We start from the raw sequence: 14,982 nt of genomic DNA, 5'->3' as shown, positions 1-14,982 counted from the left end.
ATAAATCTGAAAATCAAGAATCACAACCTCATTCATATTGAACATGTATTAATGTGAATCAATGTTTTTCTACGTATAATATAGCTTAATAAGTAACCCACTGGAATAATGAAAGCACAAAGGAATGATCCAACACATGTATGCCGCCTGGAATAAAGGACATTGGCCGAAGATATCATTGAAGATCGGAATGTTTATTCTCATAACATTCACCTGCATAATGATTTGTTGCTCAATAATCGCTGTTACTGTACTAAATAGCCGGGAAAGCATTAAGAGCATACCCAAGACCTCCGGTGAGGCCAAAACGCTTGTAAATATACCGGGCACACTCTTTGAGAAACCCAAAAAATCAGCGATTAAAGAGGCAACTCCGCCACCCGCCGTGAGCGTGAAACTCCCCTTACTCCTTAAGGGCGTTCTGACAAGTACTGACACCCGGCGCTCACTGGCTATCCTCCAGGGGCCGTCAGGTCAACAAAGTTATCGTGAAGGCGAAAAGCTCGCTGATGTGGAAAATGCTTACTTGGAGTCGGTAAAAGCAGATGAAGTTCAAATACGAACTCCCAGGGGAATAGCGATTTTATACCTCAATGATAAATCTCGGGAAAATAAACATCTTAAACCAGAAAAAGAGAAGGCTAACAAAGAACATGCAAAATACTTAATGCATTATTTAGTTGCCAACCCCATATATAAAGATGAGAAACTTACAGGTTATAGATTTAACCCCAGAACGAACAGTAATATTTATCTTAGAGCGGGACTTATTCCCGGTGAGGTCGTCATTAAAATAAACGGACAACCTCTTGACGACACCGCAACAGCAGATAAATACATTGAACAACTGGCAAGCCTGAGGGATGTACAACTTACCGTTCTGAGAGAAAGCCAACTTCAGAATATCTATATAAATTTAGCCACTATCGAAACATCGTTGGATACTGAAAGTCATGAAGAAGTTCATTAACCCTCTCTTAGTAAAGGCATGCATATTATTTGCTACCCTTCCAGGAATTGTACATGCGGAAGAATTTACTGCGAGTTTTAAGGGCACGGATATTAAAGAGTTTATTGATACGGTAAGCAAAAATCTGAATAAAACTATTCTTATCGATCCTTCCGTGCAGGGGACTGTTTCTGTCAGAAGTTATGATGTCTTGAATGAAGAACAATACTATCAATTTTTCCTAAGTGTGCTGGATATCTATGGTTTTGCGGTGATCCCCATGGATAACGGGCTACTGAAGGTCGTACGTTCAGCGAATGCCAAAATGTCTGGTGTTCCCGTCGCGGATAAAAACAGTCCCGGTAAGGGAGATGAAATTGTTACCCGCGTCATTACGCTTGTTAACGTGCCGGTCAGAGAACTGGCGCCTTTGCTTCGCCAGATGAATGACAGTACAGGCGTAGGGAATGTTGTTCATTACGAACCCTCCAATGTTTTGCTTCTGACTGGCCGGGCATCGGTGGTCAACCGGCTCATTAATCTGGTCGAACGCGTTGACGCGATGGGCAACCAGCAAAGACAAACCATCAAACTAAAATATGCTTCTGCTCCCGAAATGGCTGAGATGATGAACAACCTGGTTCGTGAAGAATCAAAAGGACAATCATCATCCATATTACAAGCCAAAATTGTCGCCGATGAAAGAACCAACACGCTCATTGTCAGCGGGCCAGAGAGCGTACGAAGCCGCGCAGCAAAACTGGTTAATCAGCTGGATAAAGACCAGTCTTCTCAGGGCAACACCCGTGTTTTCTATCTGAAATATGCCAAAGCGGAAAAGATCGTTCCCGTTCTGACAGGCATTACTCAGGAGATGAAAGAAGGCAAAACTGCTCAGACTTCGGCAGCCTCTAACAAACCTATGAGCATCACGGCTGATGAACAAACCAATTCCATCGTTATTACTGCTCAGCAAGATGTGATGCAGTCACTTGAGCAGGTCATCACCAAGCTTGATATCCGCCGGGCACAGGTGCTAGTCGAGGCCATTATTGTTGAAGTACAGGATGGTAACGGGCTCAATTTGGGTATCCAGTGGAGTAACAACCAGGTTGGTGGAACACAATTTACCGGTACAGGCGCGCCAATATCGACCGTTGCACCCGGAGTACGTCAGTACAAAAAAGAAGGCGTTATCAGCAGCGATAACCCTCTGAGCAGCACTTTGCAGACCTTCAATGGCATGACCGCAGGCTTCTTTAGCGGTGACTGGAACGTCTTACTCACTGCGTTATCTACCAGTAATAAAAACGATATTCTTGCCACGCCAAGCATTGTCACCCTTGATAATAAAGAAGCCTCATTCAATGTCGGTCAGGAAGTTCCTTCCCTTTCCGGCTCACAAACCACGTCTGGCGATAACATTTATAGCAGTGTGGTTTACAAAACCGTCGGCACAAAATTAAAGGTCACACCGCAGATCAATGAGGGTGACTCTGTCCTGATGGACATCGAACAGGAAGTTTCCAGCGTTGATACTTCAACTAACTCGACTCTTGGCCCCACCTTCAATACCCGAACCATTTCTAATGCCGTGCTGGTTCGTACGGGTGAAACTGTGGTTCTGGGCGGCTTACTGGATGACAGCACCAAAGAAACCAAATCCAAAGTGCCGCTGTTGGGTGATATCCCATGGGTAGGCAATTTGTTCCGCTACACCAGCACTGAATCAGCAAAGCGTAATCTGATGGTGTTTATCAGGCCGACCATTATTCGCGATGATGAAGTTTACTCTTCCCTTTCCAATAAGAAATATTCGCATTTTCAAAAGCTTCAGAAAACACGTCAGGCTGAAGATCATGAAGATCTGCTCACACCCAATACTCGTTCTGTTTTGCCTGACTACCCTGAAAATAAAGCGCCAAAAACCGCCATACCGGCCACGCCTAATGCCGGCAAACCTCGTAATCCGTTTAGTGGATAAGCCATGAACAAGGATAACGAATTGTCAAAAAAATCCGTTGTAGAACAAGTAGTTCCTGTTCTGCCTTATGCTTATGCCAAACAAAAAGGCGTCACGCGGCTTAATGACGTGCTTTTTTGCCGTCAGGACATTTCAGTGGAAACCCTGCTCGAGGCACGTCGGGTTATGGGGGAAATAACGTCAGTCGAAATAGTGGAAACTACGCTGTTCGATGAAAAGTTATCCGCAACCTATCAGCGTAGCAGCGGCGAATCGCAACAAATTATTGATGATATTGATAACGAGGTCGATCTTCTGTCTTTGTCTGAGGAATTACCGGATAACGAAGATCTGCTGGCCAGTGATGAGAATTCGCCGATCATCCGCCTGATTAATGCAGTGCTTTCTGAAGCCGTCAAAGAGGGCGCTTCGGATATTCATATCGAAACCTTCGAACGCATGCTCAGTATCCGGTTTCGTATCGACGGTGTATTACGGCAAATCCTGCAACCTGCCCGCAAGCTGGCGCCTTTTCTGGTATCGCGTATCAAGGTGATGGCAAAACTGGACATCGCCGAAAAACGTTTACCTCAGGATGGGCGTATTTCGCTACGTATTGGTCACCGGGCGATCGATATCCGCGTATCGACCATTCCTGCTCAATATGGTGAACGTGTCGTGATGCGTCTTCTGGATAAAAATAATTTATGCCTCGATATTTCACAACTGGGTCTGTCTACGCAGGATGAACAACAGCTGTCGGCATTAATCCATAAACCTCACGGGATTATTCTGGTCACCGGGCCGACTGGCTCAGGTAAAAGCACGACCCTGTACGCCGTTCTCTCGGCCCTCAACAATAACGAGCGTAACATTCTCACCGTCGAAGACCCGATTGAGTATGAACTGGAAGGTGTGGGGCAAACACAAGTTAACCCCCGCGTCGATATGACATTTGCTCTCGGTTTGCGGGCGATTTTGCGTCAGGACCCGGATGTCGTCATGGTCGGTGAGATCCGCGATAATGAAACAGCTCAAATCGCGGTACAAGCTTCACTGACCGGCCATCTGGTGATGTCAACCTTGCATACGAATAGTGCCGTCGGTGCCATCACCCGCTTACGGGATATGGGTCTGGAGCCTTTCCTTCTCGCCTCTTCGTTATTAGGTGTAGTAGCTCAGCGACTTGTGCGACGTCTGTGTCCGCATTGTGCACGGCCGTTCCCGTTAGAGGAGTCTCACCTTCCTTTATTCCACTTTCTGCCTGAGCCACCCTCCTCTGTTTTTAAAGCTGTAGGATGTTCTCATTGCCATTTCACAGGCTATAAAGGCAGGGCCGCCATCCACGAATGTATGGTGGTTGATAACGCTATACGTCAGGCAATTCATGAGAATCAGGATGAATTTTCCATTGAGAATATTCATCGCAAAACCGCCCGAAGCTTGCGGGAAAATGGCCTGCTTAAAGCCATCAGCGGCGAGACTACACTGGAAGAAGTGATCAGAGTTACTGCTGAACAAGAGATAGCGACACAGGGAACAATCTCATGAGTCGCTTCGCCTTTCATGCTACCTCCCCGACGGGCAAAACGCAGCGGGGAGTCATTGACGCTGATTCTCTGCGTCTGGCGCGTCAGATTGTGCGTGAGCGGGGTTTAACACTTCTTGAAATAAAGCCGGTTGGCAACCCGCTGATAGCTGGAAATAGTAAAAGTAAGGGATTGAAAACGCGTGTCCCCTCACATGCTGTTTCACTGTTTTCGCGCCAGCTCGCCACATTAACCAATGCAGCCCTGCCCGTAGAAGCCGCACTTGCCGTCATTGCCCGGCAAACCGAGCACGCCGGACTGACGCAAGTGCTCACCACCGTTCGTAACAAAGTGGTGGAAGGGCATACACTTGCCGATGCGTTATCTGATTTTCCTCGCATATTTGATCCGATGTTCAGGACTCTGGTCACCGCAGGTGAAAGAACGGGTCAACTCGGCACCGTACTGGAGAAAATGGCGGATTATTATGAAATCCGCCAGCAGATCAAAAGCAAGTTGTCACAAGCCATGATCTATCCGGCCATGCTCACCCTGGTTGCCATTCTGGTGATCGTCATTTTACTGGTTGCCGTTGTCCCGCAAATCATTGAGCAGTTTGTGCATATGAAACATACGCTGCCTGTGACCACCCGTATTTTAATCGGTGTCAGCGGTTTCCTGGAACGTGAATGGTGGCTGATTGCCATCGTGGTTATCGCTGGCATCGGTACCTTCAGGCTAGCTCTGCGCCGTAAAAATAATCGTATGCGTTTTCATACGATGTTGCTTGGCGTTGTCGTGGTCGGGCCGCTGATCAGGGCCATCAATAGTGCCCGATATGCCCGCACTCTCAGTATCTTGCAATCGAGCGGTGTTCCTTTACTTGATGCGATGAAAATCTCAACAGAAGGGATAACTAACCTGCGGATCCACTATTTACTTACTCAGGCGGCAGAACATGTTCGTCAGGGCAGTTCGCTGTTTGCTGTTCTGGAACAAACCCGTCTCTTCCCTCCCATGATGCTTTACATGATTGCTTCCGGCGAGCAAAGCGGACGTCTTGGCGAGCTTATGGCACACGCGGCCGACAATCAGGACAAGCTGATGCAGCACCGGCTTTCAATGGTATTAGCACTGTTTGAACCCCTGCTGATTGTCACGATGGCCAGTATTGTTTTGTTCATCATCATGTCGATTTTACAACCGATTCTCCAGCTTAATAATCTGGTCAGTTAAAGGTACAACTCAATGTTAAATACTCAAAAAAATCATCCCGTTATTCCTAAGAAGCAACAAGGTTTTACATTAATCGAACTGATGGTGGTTATCGTCATTCTCGGCGTGCTGGCGGCGCTCGTTGTTCCTAATGTCATGGGCAACAAAGAACGGGCTGATACACAAAAAGCCGTCAGCGATATCGTCGCCCTCGAGAACGCCCTCGACATGTATAAGCTGGATAACCATCGCTATCCAACAACCGAACAAACTCTGGAAGCTCTTGTCACTTTACCTACCCTGAGTCCATTACCAACCAATTACCGTAATGACGGGTATATAAAGCGTTTACCCGCTGACCCCTGGGGCAACGAATACATGTTAGTCAGCCCGGGTGAACATGGGGCTATCGATGTTTTTTCTGCCGGGCCTGACAGTGAGCCCAACACTGCGGATGACATCAAGAACTGGGTTGAGAAGGATCAGTAACTTTGTCCGCAGCCAAACAATCCGGCTTTACGCTGCTGGAAATACTGATGGTGTTGGCTATTTTCGCTATTGCAGCAGGGGTAGTCATCATGGTTTTACCGTCTGACAACTCACAAATCCAACGCGCTGAGCAAATGAAAACAGTGATGGAATATGCTTCTGAGCGTGCCGTGCTGGAAGGAAAGCCGCTCGGGCTTTCTTTAACGGCCGGCGCTTATCGGTTTGTGGTTTTAGGTGGCACGCTACCGTTAATACCACAAACACGTGAGCCTCAGTGGGAAGAGATTGAATCTTCCCGCATGCCTGTCAGCGGTGAATTAGCGGGAAACGAAACCCTTTCGCTCAGCCCGTTCGCACTCAATAAATCAATCAACCGTCCACCACAGATTGTTTTTATGCCCGACGGAACACTTTCAGTATTTGAACTCAGTTTCACTTCGTCTGCATCGGAACCGGCTTGTTGCAGCATCATTTCTGAGGGACGACTGCCACTGATATTACATGTCAGAAGGTCTGAAAAATAATGTGCATATCTTCAACACCTGACGCTAAAAATCAGCAAGGTATGACCCTGATAGAAGTGATCATTGCCCTTGGCATCTTTGCCACGGCTGCGCTGGCGTTACTGAACAGTATGAGTTCGCAAATGAGCGCTGTAGACCATCTGCAAACTTCTCTCTTTGCCAGCTGGGTTGCTGAAAATACGCTGATAGAAGCACAGATCAAATCTGCGAAAAAAGAAAAAGGACAAGTGGCACTGGCCGGCCAGGAGTGGTTCGTTGAACAGCAAGTCACACAAGATAAAAACAACAAAATTAGCCAGAACCAGGTACAGGTTTTTCAGGCTGAAGATACACGTTCGCCGCTCCTTTCCGTTAGCAGCTGGACTCAGATAATGGCAAAAAAACCATGAGCAGCCAGCCGGTAGGCAAACAACAGGGGTTCACGCTGATTGAAGTTATGATTGCGATGGCGATATTTGCACTATTAAGCCTGCTGGCTTATCAGATCCTTTCCGCATCCGTAAAAAACAGTGAAATGGCGCAAGAACACACGGCAAGACTGACCGCGATTCAGACAGCATTTTCTTTGATGGAACGGGATCTCACCCAGATATTGCCCCGGAAAATCGCTGAGAAAGAGGCTTTTTTATCCGCCTCTGAGACGTCATTAAGTTTTACTACCATTGGTAGTTATTCTGCCTCAGCACCCTTATCTGCCAGTGACCTTATCCAGGCTACCTGGACATTTACCCACCACACACTAACGCGAAGTGCACAATCTCTTCCTTCCCGGCCACTGAAAGATTCTTCACCGATTCCCGCCGTTACCCTGCTGACAGGTGTGAACTCTCTGCATTGGCGATTCTATTCCGGCAACTGGAGCAATAACTGGAACAATAAGAATGCTTTTCCCAACGTTATTGAACTCGTTGTCACGCTGGACGACATAGGAGAAATACGTCGGTTATTTCTTCTGCCTCAAACCATTGAGGAGATGAATACTGAATCAGCGGAAAAAGCGCCGGAGCAAAGCGGTACGGAATCCGCCGCTCCGATGCCCTTAAACGGGGAGAGCGTCATTAATGAGTAAGCAACAAGGTGTAGCACTACTGATTGTTTTAATGATCCTTGCCATTATGGCTGCATTGGCAGCAAAAATGACGCTGCAATTTCAGGTCAGCCATCAGCGCCAAAGCTGGTTGCTCAATCAACAGCAATTACGCTGGCTAACCTTTGCCGCCGAAGAAATTGCTTTGCCGCAACTCCGAAATGAAATGATTGAAAATCCTACCCGCAACAGTCTTGATCTATTTGCTGTTCAGCAAGGTAACTTCACCGGACAGGACGGGTTTTCAGTGGACTATATTATTGCGGATGGACAAAACTGTTTTAACCTTAACAGTCTGCGTAATAACGCACCTGATACGAAGTCAGAGGATGAACCGTACAATACGCAGGTACTGAAACAGCTTCTTCTCAATGCGCAGGCAACATCCGTTGAAACTGAACGGTTCGTTGATACTCTCAGCGATTATCTGGATGCCGATAACGAAGCCCGAACTTCCGGTGCTGAATCCGGGTATTACGAAACGCTGGCAATGCCCCGCGCTGCAGCTAACCAACGTCTTTTTTCCCTGAATGAACTGGCGTTACTCCCCGATCTTCCTCGTCTGCCACTCAACCAGATCCGCCAACAGCTTTGCATCCTCCCCGAAGAGTCTCAGCAAATTAACATCAATACGCTGACCGAAGAGCAGGCCCCCCTGTTGAGCGCCTTATTTCTGGGAGGGATTAATCAGGAGGACGCGATGGCATTAATTTCAGCGCGGCCACGCAGAGGCTGGGTTTCTGTTGACGCTTTTCTGAAAGAGGCAAAAAAACAGCGATTTACGCTGGAAATCCAAAGCAGTCAATTAAAGCCTCTGCTGACGGTACGCAGCCAGTACTTCGTACTCTATACGCTAGGGCGGTTTGAAGAACAGCAAAATGCTATGACCAGTTTTGTGCAATTCAATCCAAAGGATTCAAAAATCACAATTTATCAGCGACGCTATCGGGTAATTGAGTAAATGGAACAACTTCATCTGGCCAACAGGCTATTTATCAGGGCTGGCACTTCGCCAGAGCACTCAGTTTATTGGTTCACGGATCAGGCAGAATGTGATGAAGATATTCATTGCCTACCGGATACAGGACATTTATCAGCACTCGCCACACAACCTGCGGCACAAAATGTTTGTCTGTTCATCCCGGCCAGTGAAGTCATTTTTCGTCAGATCGTACTGCCTCAGCGCGCGAGTAAAATTACCCGCCAGATGATTGGTTATCTGACTGAGGAAAGTATTGCCGGCGATATCGACACATTGCATTGGGTGGAACTTTATCGTGAAGAGCAGACACTATTTGTGGCGGGTATTGAAGCAGATTATTTAAAAAATTGTCTGCAGCGATTTAGCGATGCAGGACTGACAATAAAGCACATTTATATTGATGCCTTGCTGCTGCCATGGCATGAAGAAGGCTGGTCGATAATGAGGCTTGATGAGCACTGGATCCTTCGACAATCAGAATACTCAGGCTGCCAGGTTGAGCAGGTCTTGCTCGATACGCTGCTTAAAATTGCAACGCCGGAAACCTTATATTATTACGGGGAGGAACAAGAAATCGCTTCTGACTGGGTACGCGCTGACCTGCCTTTCCATCCCCTGATTATGATGAAAAATAATTCCTCATCTGCAGTAAACCTGCTGCAGGGAGAGTTCGCCGTGCGTAAAGAGGAACCCGCCTGGGGGCGGCATCTTCAACGGGTGGCAGCAAGCATGATGATATTCACGGTAATAGTGATGATCAGTGCCAAACTTTTTACCTGGTGGCAGGTTTCACAGCAAGAATCGTTACTGAAAAACGAGATGCTGGCACTGCATCAGACCTGGTTTCCGCAGGACAAGCACACCCGTAATGTAAAGTTCTATTTTGAACAAAATATCAAAAAGGCGCCCACGGCCTTTCTTCCTGCACTGGCTAAGCTCACCGCTTACCAGCAGGAGATCCCGCAAATTACCATCGATAAATTAGATTTTCAGCAAAAGACCAAGCAGTTCACCCTGCAGGTGACGACTGATGACCGGGCAGCGATTGATGATTTTGTCGAACGGACAGACAGCGATTTTCACTTTGCTATTTCAAATTTAGCTACGTCCTCAGCGGGCATCACCGCTACGCTGACTCAGCGGAGTAATTCATGAAACAGTGGCTGATGCTTAAAGATAAACGAGAAAGATGGCTAATACTGATTGCCGCGTTTCTATTGGCAGTGGCTTGTGTCTGGTACGGCATTTTGACCCCGCTCAACAGCCGGATCGCCCAATCCCGGGTACGGATCAACACGCAACACCACCAGCTTGAATGGATGGTTCAGCAGACACAACAGCTCGGCGCGCCTTCAGGAGGGAAGGTCCAGAAAGATAAACTGACGGAAGCCATCAATACCTCAGCGACACATTTATCCCTGCAATTGCCTCAGCTCCTCGCAGACGAACGGGGGATTACCCTCAGCTACGAGCAGATTTCTTACGCCGAACTTTTGCGCTGGCTTGAAGTTCTCAGCCAGGAATACGGTATTCAGGTCGTGGCAATAACGATAGTGACGGGGACCGGGCAAACAGGCAGCGTAAGTGTTCCACAACTCACACTACGCTAAGCAGCAAAGCATTTCACATGAGCGAGGGATGGCAGCACATGGCACATATCACTTCATTATACGGCGGATTTTATCATACCGCTGTCGCCATATTAGGGTTGCTGATGGGCAGCTTCTTAAACGTTGTCGTCTATCGCCTGCCGCTGATGATTCAAAACAGCGGCGCACCGGCCGGCAGTCGCTTCAATCTGAGTTTTCCGGCATCGCACTGTCCGGCCTGTAAACATTCACTGAAATACTGGCAAAACATACCCTTGCTGAGCTGGCTACTGTTAAGAGGAAGATGTCATTATTGTGGTATCGCTATTTCAAAGAGATACCCTTTCACTGAAATCATTTGCGCAGCCCTGTTTCTCGGCATCTCCTTCTTATTTGTAACCCCCGTGAGCCTGGTAAGTGCACTGCTATTGTTCTGGTTTCTTTTGGCGCTAAGCCTGATAGACCTCGCCACTTACCTGCTTCCGGACCGGCTGACGCTGCCATTACTCTGGGCAGGGTTACTCATTCACTCCGTAGCGGGCAATGTTTCGCTTCAGGATTCAGTCTATGGTGCTGCTGCCGGCTATATTGCACTGTGGACTTTATACTGGGGAGTCAAATTAGTCAGTGGCAAAGATGGGATGGGATATGGTGATTTCAAACTATTGGCGGCGCTAGGCGCCTGGGTCGGCTGGCAGATGTTACCCTGTTTGTGCATTCTGGCCGCGCTGACAGGCATTGTGTTCGCGCTGATCCGTGTGGTTTTTTACAAATTGCCGGGGCAAATACCTTTCGGCCCCTGCCTGGCTCTGGCAGGCGCACTGGTTTACATCAGCCAGGAAAGCAAAACCCTCTGGCTGATGTTTAGCTAAAACACCCGAGATTATTGCGACTCTTCTTTCAGCTGAGACTGGATGTAATTCTGAATGCCAATACGCCCGATGAGTTCCAGTTCAGTTTCCAGCCAGTCGATGTGATGCTCTTCATCAGCAAGGATAGTAATCATTAAATCGCGGCTGACGTAATCATGCACCGAGTCGGCATAGGCAATGCCTTCGCGTAAGTCTTTCGCCCCTTCAAGTTCCAGCAGCAAATCAGACTTCAGCATTTCCTCAACATCTTCGCCGATATTGAGCTTGCCAAGATCCTGCAAGTTAGGAATGCCTTCCAGGAAAAGGATCCGCTCAATATAGATATCGGCGTGCTTCATTTCATCAATGGATTCGTGATATTCGATACCGTTGAGGCGCATCAGCCCCCAGTTCTTAAACATGCGGGCATGCAAAAAATACTGATTGATGGCAACCAGTTCATTTCCAAGAAGTTTATTGAGGTGAGCAATGACTTTTTTATCGCCTTTCATAGGTAACTCCTCCGTTCCGGTACCTAAAGCGTAGATCCGGTTCAGAGTAAGTCAAAGAAAACACCTACTTTTTAGCGATGTATTTTCAGGCGATGTTGTCGAATTGCGGTATCTGCTGTAATTCGTCTTCCATTATCTGGCGCGCAACACGAACACATTTACCGCACTGCGTGCCCACCGGAACAAAATTTCTGAGCTGCCGAAACGTCTGAGGTTGATAACGACGAACCGCCTGCCGTATCGTTTTATCACTGACACTGTTGCATAAACACACGTACATAGAAACCACACATCGCATAAAACTTAAGCTAACTGTAAATGAGAATGGTTAGTATTGCAAATCTCATCGCCAATAAATTTCTGGTCACCGTACTTGCAAAAAAGGGCCGCCCCCCGTCGGGAAGCCAGCCCTTACCTTCATGTTATTGCATTATTCTTAAATCCATATTTCATGAAAATGAAATATTACTTTTTCAGTACTTCCGGTGTAACAGTCAGATGCGATAACACTTTCAGACGTTTTGCGCCTGACGTGCTTCCATCAGCAAGAACAAATGAAAACTCGTCGCCTGCTTTTGCTCTCGCATAATCATAGGTTGAATAAAGGTGATTTAAAGCATATTCACCCCACGCGTCGCTGTATTTACTTGCGTTTTTACTCACCCTATCCATCAGATAAAATGAACCTGAGAGTTCCGAACTGGTAATTTTTCCATTGCTGTCTTTATGGTCAATAACCAGATTCAGGTATTGCCGTGATTGCATAAGCTCCGTATCAAGTACCACGTTGAAGGCTAACTGGCCATGCCATTCATCAAAATAAGTTTTTTGCACATCCTGAATATCAGCAGTATTTAGCATGTCCTGAGTCGTAGTGAAACTCCCATACACTTTACTTTCATCTTCAGCATCAACAATACTCACCAGTGAAGCTGGTTCCAGACCAAGGCCGACCGGCATGCAGAGAGAGATGGTTTCTCCACCGGTATCTGCTACACCACAATTGTGGGCATTCTGGCCTTTCCCTAAACCTGTTGAAAACAACACTCTACCTTCCGTGTTCTTAACAAAAAAATCAAATCTTCTATTATTATAGCTCGTGCGATCCATATCCCATTTGACGGTAACAGTCGCATTATCATCGGCAATGTTACGCCCGGTATGTAAGTTTGTAATATGCGGCTCATCAGCAGGTTTAGACAGAACACTTTTAACAATGGCGCCTAATTCATGTGATGAAGTATCACCACTCAGATCCCATATTATTGCCCCACCGAAGCCCTGTGCATTAATGTAATCTACTTTCTCCTGAACCGACTGCGGATCATCATAGGTGATAAATTCTTTTGTTTTAGCATTATAAAGATAAGGCACACCAGATTCGCTATCCCAGTAACGGGCATAATCCGCATTGGCCAGTTTATCTTTCAGTACATACCATGGATTGGTTCCGGTAAATTCTCCGACATCATCCCATGCACCATGAATCGATGCAGAACCCGTTGCGAACAGACCTGGAAGACCAGGGATGATTTCAGTGGCTGCCACATCACCCCATGCACGACCATAATAAGGAATACCCATCATCAGCTTACTCTTCGGAACCTGCCAGGTGGTGGCGTATTCCTGCATTGCTGAGGAAACATTGAGTTTAGGATCAGCATCCTGGCGGTTGGCATATAATGGAGCATTATGACCGGTGATAGGATCAAATGCGCCGTGTATGTCATAGGCCATGACGTTTACTGAATCCAACAGTGGCGTAGTTTCGGCAGGGTTTATGAATTCTATATTCTTATGATTCGTGGTGACGGCTGCCGATAACTGGAAATAAATATCATTTTGTAAACCAGCAGTATCGAGCTTGCTGCGTAAAACTTTAATCAGGTTGGTAAATTGTGCTTTTTCCTGATCATTATCTGGATATTCCCAGTCAATATCTACGCCATGGAATTTCCATTTCAGCACATAATCTACAATACTTTGCGCTAAACGTTCAGTACCTTCCTGGGTTGCTGTTGCCGCTTCGAACACACCTTCTTGTGAATTATCCCACCCGCCTATTGATAACATATTAGTGATACCGCGGTAGTTGGCGATATCCGCAATTTCTTTCATCAACTCTGGCGCTTTAGCCGTATCATGAGCCGTAATGACACCATTCTTTATCACAGCAAAACCATAGTTCAGATGTGAAATCTGGTCAGTCGCAATCTTATCCGGTGTAAAGTAGTTATGAGCCTCGTAAACTCCCCACTCAGGGAAATACCCGATAACTTTCCGCTGAGCGGCAACTTTGGCCTTAGTGTCTGCCTGATACTGCAGTGCTTTTTCCCCAGTCCATGGCGTAAAATAGTAAGTCCCTAAAATATTAGACTGAAGGTTTGTTGGCTCACCTTTCAACCAGACTGAATTTTCGCCAGGAATTTCTCCCGGATTCGCCCACCATTGGTTTGTCCAGTAGTAGCCATTGTAGCGAACTTTTGTTTGAGGGGTGCTGTATGCCTTATCCGCATCATAGCTCGGGGTATTGATAACGTTATAATCTAAATTCGCAACAACAACCGTTTCCCTGCCAGGGAAATTATTCCCTACCCCGTATGATTCTCCATCAGTGGTAGTTCCAAATACTAACCAGGTTGCACCATTATCTGTTGTGCGCATCATAGTGGCACCATTGGTGCCCTCAATCTGGTTGGTATCATCATTGGCTTTTAATTCTGCCATTGCTGAGGCAGAAACGAGAGACAACGACACCAATGCGGCGATATATTTCAGCTTCATAAATAATCCTTATTTATATATCCAATATTAATAGAATGACTGATAATTTCCATTATCAAAATAATCATACCAATTATTATTTTTTGTGAATAATTCAAATAAAGTATATGAAAGCATCTTTGATACATTAAAAGTATATTTAAATTATTTAATAATGAGAGGGATTGAGAATATACGCCGCGTTAATATATGCAGGATCTATTTTTAATAGATAAAAATAACGAGAGGAAATATATGATATAAAAAAAGGGTGCCGAAGCACCCTTTTATTTTGCATAAACTATCAGCGATTAAGCGATAACTTTAGCAACAACACCAGCACCTACAGTACGGCCGCCTTCACGGATTGCGAAACGCAGGCCGTCATCCATCGCGATTGGGTGGATCAGCGTAACAACCATGTTCACGTTGTCACCAGGCATTACCATCTCAACGCCTTCTGGCAGTTCGATAGTACCGGTCACGTCAGTTGTACGGAAGTAGAACTGTGGACGGTAGCCTTTGAAGA

General features: G+C 46.5%; 15 protein-coding genes and 1 pseudogene. 12 read left to right on the top strand and 4 right to left on the bottom strand.

What is annotated here, in order from left to right; translation table 11 throughout:
* Window positions 1–136: 136 nt before the first annotated feature.
* The 12 genes from gspC to ETV65_RS24215 are packed head-to-tail and all read left to right on the top strand — an operon-like array spanning window position 137 to window position 11,199.
* Entirely contained in the window at window positions 137–970 is an 834-nt protein-coding gene (gspC, locus tag ETV65_RS24270) for a type II secretion system protein GspC (protein ID WP_129955643.1), read from the top strand.
* Window positions 954–2,933 carry a type II secretion system secretin GspD gene (gene gspD, locus ETV65_RS24265; RefSeq protein ID WP_129955642.1) on the top strand — a complete coding sequence of 660 codons (1,980 nt, stop codon included), beginning with the start codon at window positions 954–956 and terminating at the stop codon, window positions 2,931–2,933. The genes gspC and gspD overlap by 17 nt, the downstream gene beginning before the upstream one ends.
* Before the next feature lie 3 nt (window positions 2,934–2,936).
* On the top strand, window positions 2,937–4,463 hold the full coding sequence (gspE, locus tag ETV65_RS24260; protein WP_129955641.1) for a type II secretion system ATPase GspE: 1,527 nt from the start codon (window positions 2,937–2,939) through the stop codon (window positions 4,461–4,463).
* Window positions 4,460–5,677 carry a type II secretion system inner membrane protein GspF gene (gspF, locus tag ETV65_RS24255; protein WP_129955640.1) on the top strand — a complete coding sequence of 406 codons (1,218 nt, stop codon included), beginning with the start codon at window positions 4,460–4,462 and terminating at the stop codon, window positions 5,675–5,677. Before gspE ends, gspF begins: the two co-directional genes overlap by 4 nt.
* A 12-nt stretch (window positions 5,678–5,689) precedes the next feature.
* Entirely contained in the window at window positions 5,690–6,145 is a 456-nt protein-coding gene (gene gspG, locus ETV65_RS24250) for a type II secretion system major pseudopilin GspG (protein ID WP_129955639.1), read from the top strand.
* 2 nt (window positions 6,146–6,147) lie between these two features.
* Window positions 6,148–6,669, top strand: a complete 522-nt coding sequence (gene gspH, locus ETV65_RS24245) for a type II secretion system minor pseudopilin GspH (protein WP_129955638.1) — start codon at window positions 6,148–6,150, stop codon at window positions 6,667–6,669.
* The gene (gene gspI, locus ETV65_RS24240) at window positions 6,669–7,058 is read left to right on the top strand and encodes a type II secretion system minor pseudopilin GspI (RefSeq protein ID WP_129955637.1); all 390 of its coding nucleotides are present in this window, start codon (window positions 6,669–6,671) and stop codon (window positions 7,056–7,058) included. The genes gspH and gspI overlap by 1 nt, the downstream gene beginning before the upstream one ends.
* Window positions 7,055–7,738 carry a type II secretion system minor pseudopilin GspJ gene (gspJ, locus tag ETV65_RS24235; protein ID WP_129955636.1) on the top strand — a complete coding sequence of 228 codons (684 nt, stop codon included), beginning with the start codon at window positions 7,055–7,057 and terminating at the stop codon, window positions 7,736–7,738. The genes gspI and gspJ overlap by 4 nt, the downstream gene beginning before the upstream one ends.
* Entirely contained in the window at window positions 7,731–8,717 is a 987-nt protein-coding gene (gene gspK / locus ETV65_RS24230) for a type II secretion system minor pseudopilin GspK (protein WP_129955635.1), read from the top strand. Before gspJ ends, gspK begins: the two co-directional genes overlap by 8 nt.
* Entirely contained in the window at window positions 8,718–9,893 is a 1,176-nt protein-coding gene (gspL, locus tag ETV65_RS24225) for a type II secretion system protein GspL (protein WP_129955634.1), read from the top strand.
* Window positions 9,890–10,348, top strand: a complete 459-nt coding sequence (gene gspM / locus ETV65_RS24220) for a type II secretion system protein GspM (RefSeq protein WP_129955633.1) — start codon at window positions 9,890–9,892, stop codon at window positions 10,346–10,348. The genes gspL and gspM overlap by 4 nt, the downstream gene beginning before the upstream one ends.
* A gap of 38 nt (window positions 10,349–10,386) precedes the next feature.
* Entirely contained in the window at window positions 10,387–11,199 is an 813-nt protein-coding gene (locus ETV65_RS24215; RefSeq protein WP_240782881.1) for an A24 family peptidase, read from the top strand.
* Between the two features lie 11 nt (window positions 11,200–11,210).
* Here the strand turns inward: ETV65_RS24215 and bfr are convergent, their stop codons facing one another.
* The 4 genes and pseudogenes from bfr to tuf all read right to left on the bottom strand — a co-directional run.
* Window positions 11,211–11,690, bottom strand: coding sequence for a bacterioferritin (gene bfr, locus ETV65_RS24210; protein ID WP_129955631.1), 480 nt, complete (start codon window positions 11,688–11,690; stop codon window positions 11,211–11,213).
* Between the two features lie 85 nt (window positions 11,691–11,775).
* Window positions 11,776–11,970 (bottom strand): bacterioferritin-associated ferredoxin, encoded by a 195-nt coding sequence (gene bfd / locus ETV65_RS24205; RefSeq protein ID WP_129955630.1) that lies wholly within the window; start codon window positions 11,968–11,970, stop codon window positions 11,776–11,778.
* 185 nt (window positions 11,971–12,155) lie between these two features.
* Window positions 12,156–14,474: a glycosyl hydrolase family 18 protein gene (locus tag ETV65_RS24200; RefSeq protein ID WP_129955629.1), complete on the bottom strand. Its 2,319-nt coding sequence runs from the start codon at window positions 14,472–14,474 to the stop codon at window positions 12,156–12,158.
* Window positions 14,475–14,764: 290 nt separating this feature from the next.
* A pseudogene (gene tuf / locus ETV65_RS24195) lies at window positions 14,765–14,982 on the bottom strand (elongation factor Tu); the annotation flags it as partial.

Origin of the sequence: Rahnella sp. RFA10(1/100) (genome assembly GCF_004195115.1) — a bacterium.
Taxonomy (GTDB): Bacteria; Pseudomonadota; Gammaproteobacteria; order Enterobacterales; family Enterobacteriaceae; genus Rahnella; species Rahnella perminowiae.
Note: the sequence above shows the minus strand (reverse complement) of the source record. Positions and strands in the feature narration are given on the sequence as shown.

Excerpts from the sequence above, each read along its gene's own strand:
- gspC (WP_129955643.1), top strand. The coding sequence starts at position 137 with ATGTATGCCGCCTGGAATAAAGGACATTGGCCGAAGATATCATTGAAG.
- gspD (WP_129955642.1), top strand. The coding sequence starts at position 954 with ATGAAGAAGTTCATTAACCCTCTCTTAGTAAAGGCATGCATATTATTT.
- gspE (WP_129955641.1), top strand. The coding sequence starts at position 2,937 with ATGAACAAGGATAACGAATTGTCAAAAAAATCCGTTGTAGAACAAGTA.
- gspF (WP_129955640.1), top strand. The coding sequence starts at position 4,460 with ATGAGTCGCTTCGCCTTTCATGCTACCTCCCCGACGGGCAAAACGCAG.
- gspG (WP_129955639.1), top strand. The coding sequence starts at position 5,690 with ATGTTAAATACTCAAAAAAATCATCCCGTTATTCCTAAGAAGCAACAA.
- gspI (WP_129955637.1), top strand. The coding sequence starts at position 6,669 with ATGTGCATATCTTCAACACCTGACGCTAAAAATCAGCAAGGTATGACC.
- gspJ (WP_129955636.1), top strand. The coding sequence starts at position 7,055 with ATGAGCAGCCAGCCGGTAGGCAAACAACAGGGGTTCACGCTGATTGAA.
- gspK (WP_129955635.1), top strand. The coding sequence starts at position 7,731 with ATGAGTAAGCAACAAGGTGTAGCACTACTGATTGTTTTAATGATCCTT.
- gspL (WP_129955634.1), top strand. The coding sequence starts at position 8,718 with ATGGAACAACTTCATCTGGCCAACAGGCTATTTATCAGGGCTGGCACT.
- gspM (WP_129955633.1), top strand. The coding sequence starts at position 9,890 with ATGAAACAGTGGCTGATGCTTAAAGATAAACGAGAAAGATGGCTAATA.
- ETV65_RS24215 (WP_240782881.1), top strand. The coding sequence starts at position 10,387 with ATGGCACATATCACTTCATTATACGGCGGATTTTATCATACCGCTGTC.
- bfr (WP_129955631.1), bottom strand. The coding sequence starts at position 11,690 with ATGAAAGGCGATAAAAAAGTCATTGCTCACCTCAATAAACTTCTTGGA.
- bfd (WP_129955630.1), bottom strand. The coding sequence starts at position 11,970 with ATGTACGTGTGTTTATGCAACAGTGTCAGTGATAAAACGATACGGCAG.
- ETV65_RS24200 (WP_129955629.1), bottom strand. The coding sequence starts at position 14,474 with ATGAAGCTGAAATATATCGCCGCATTGGTGTCGTTGTCTCTCGTTTCT.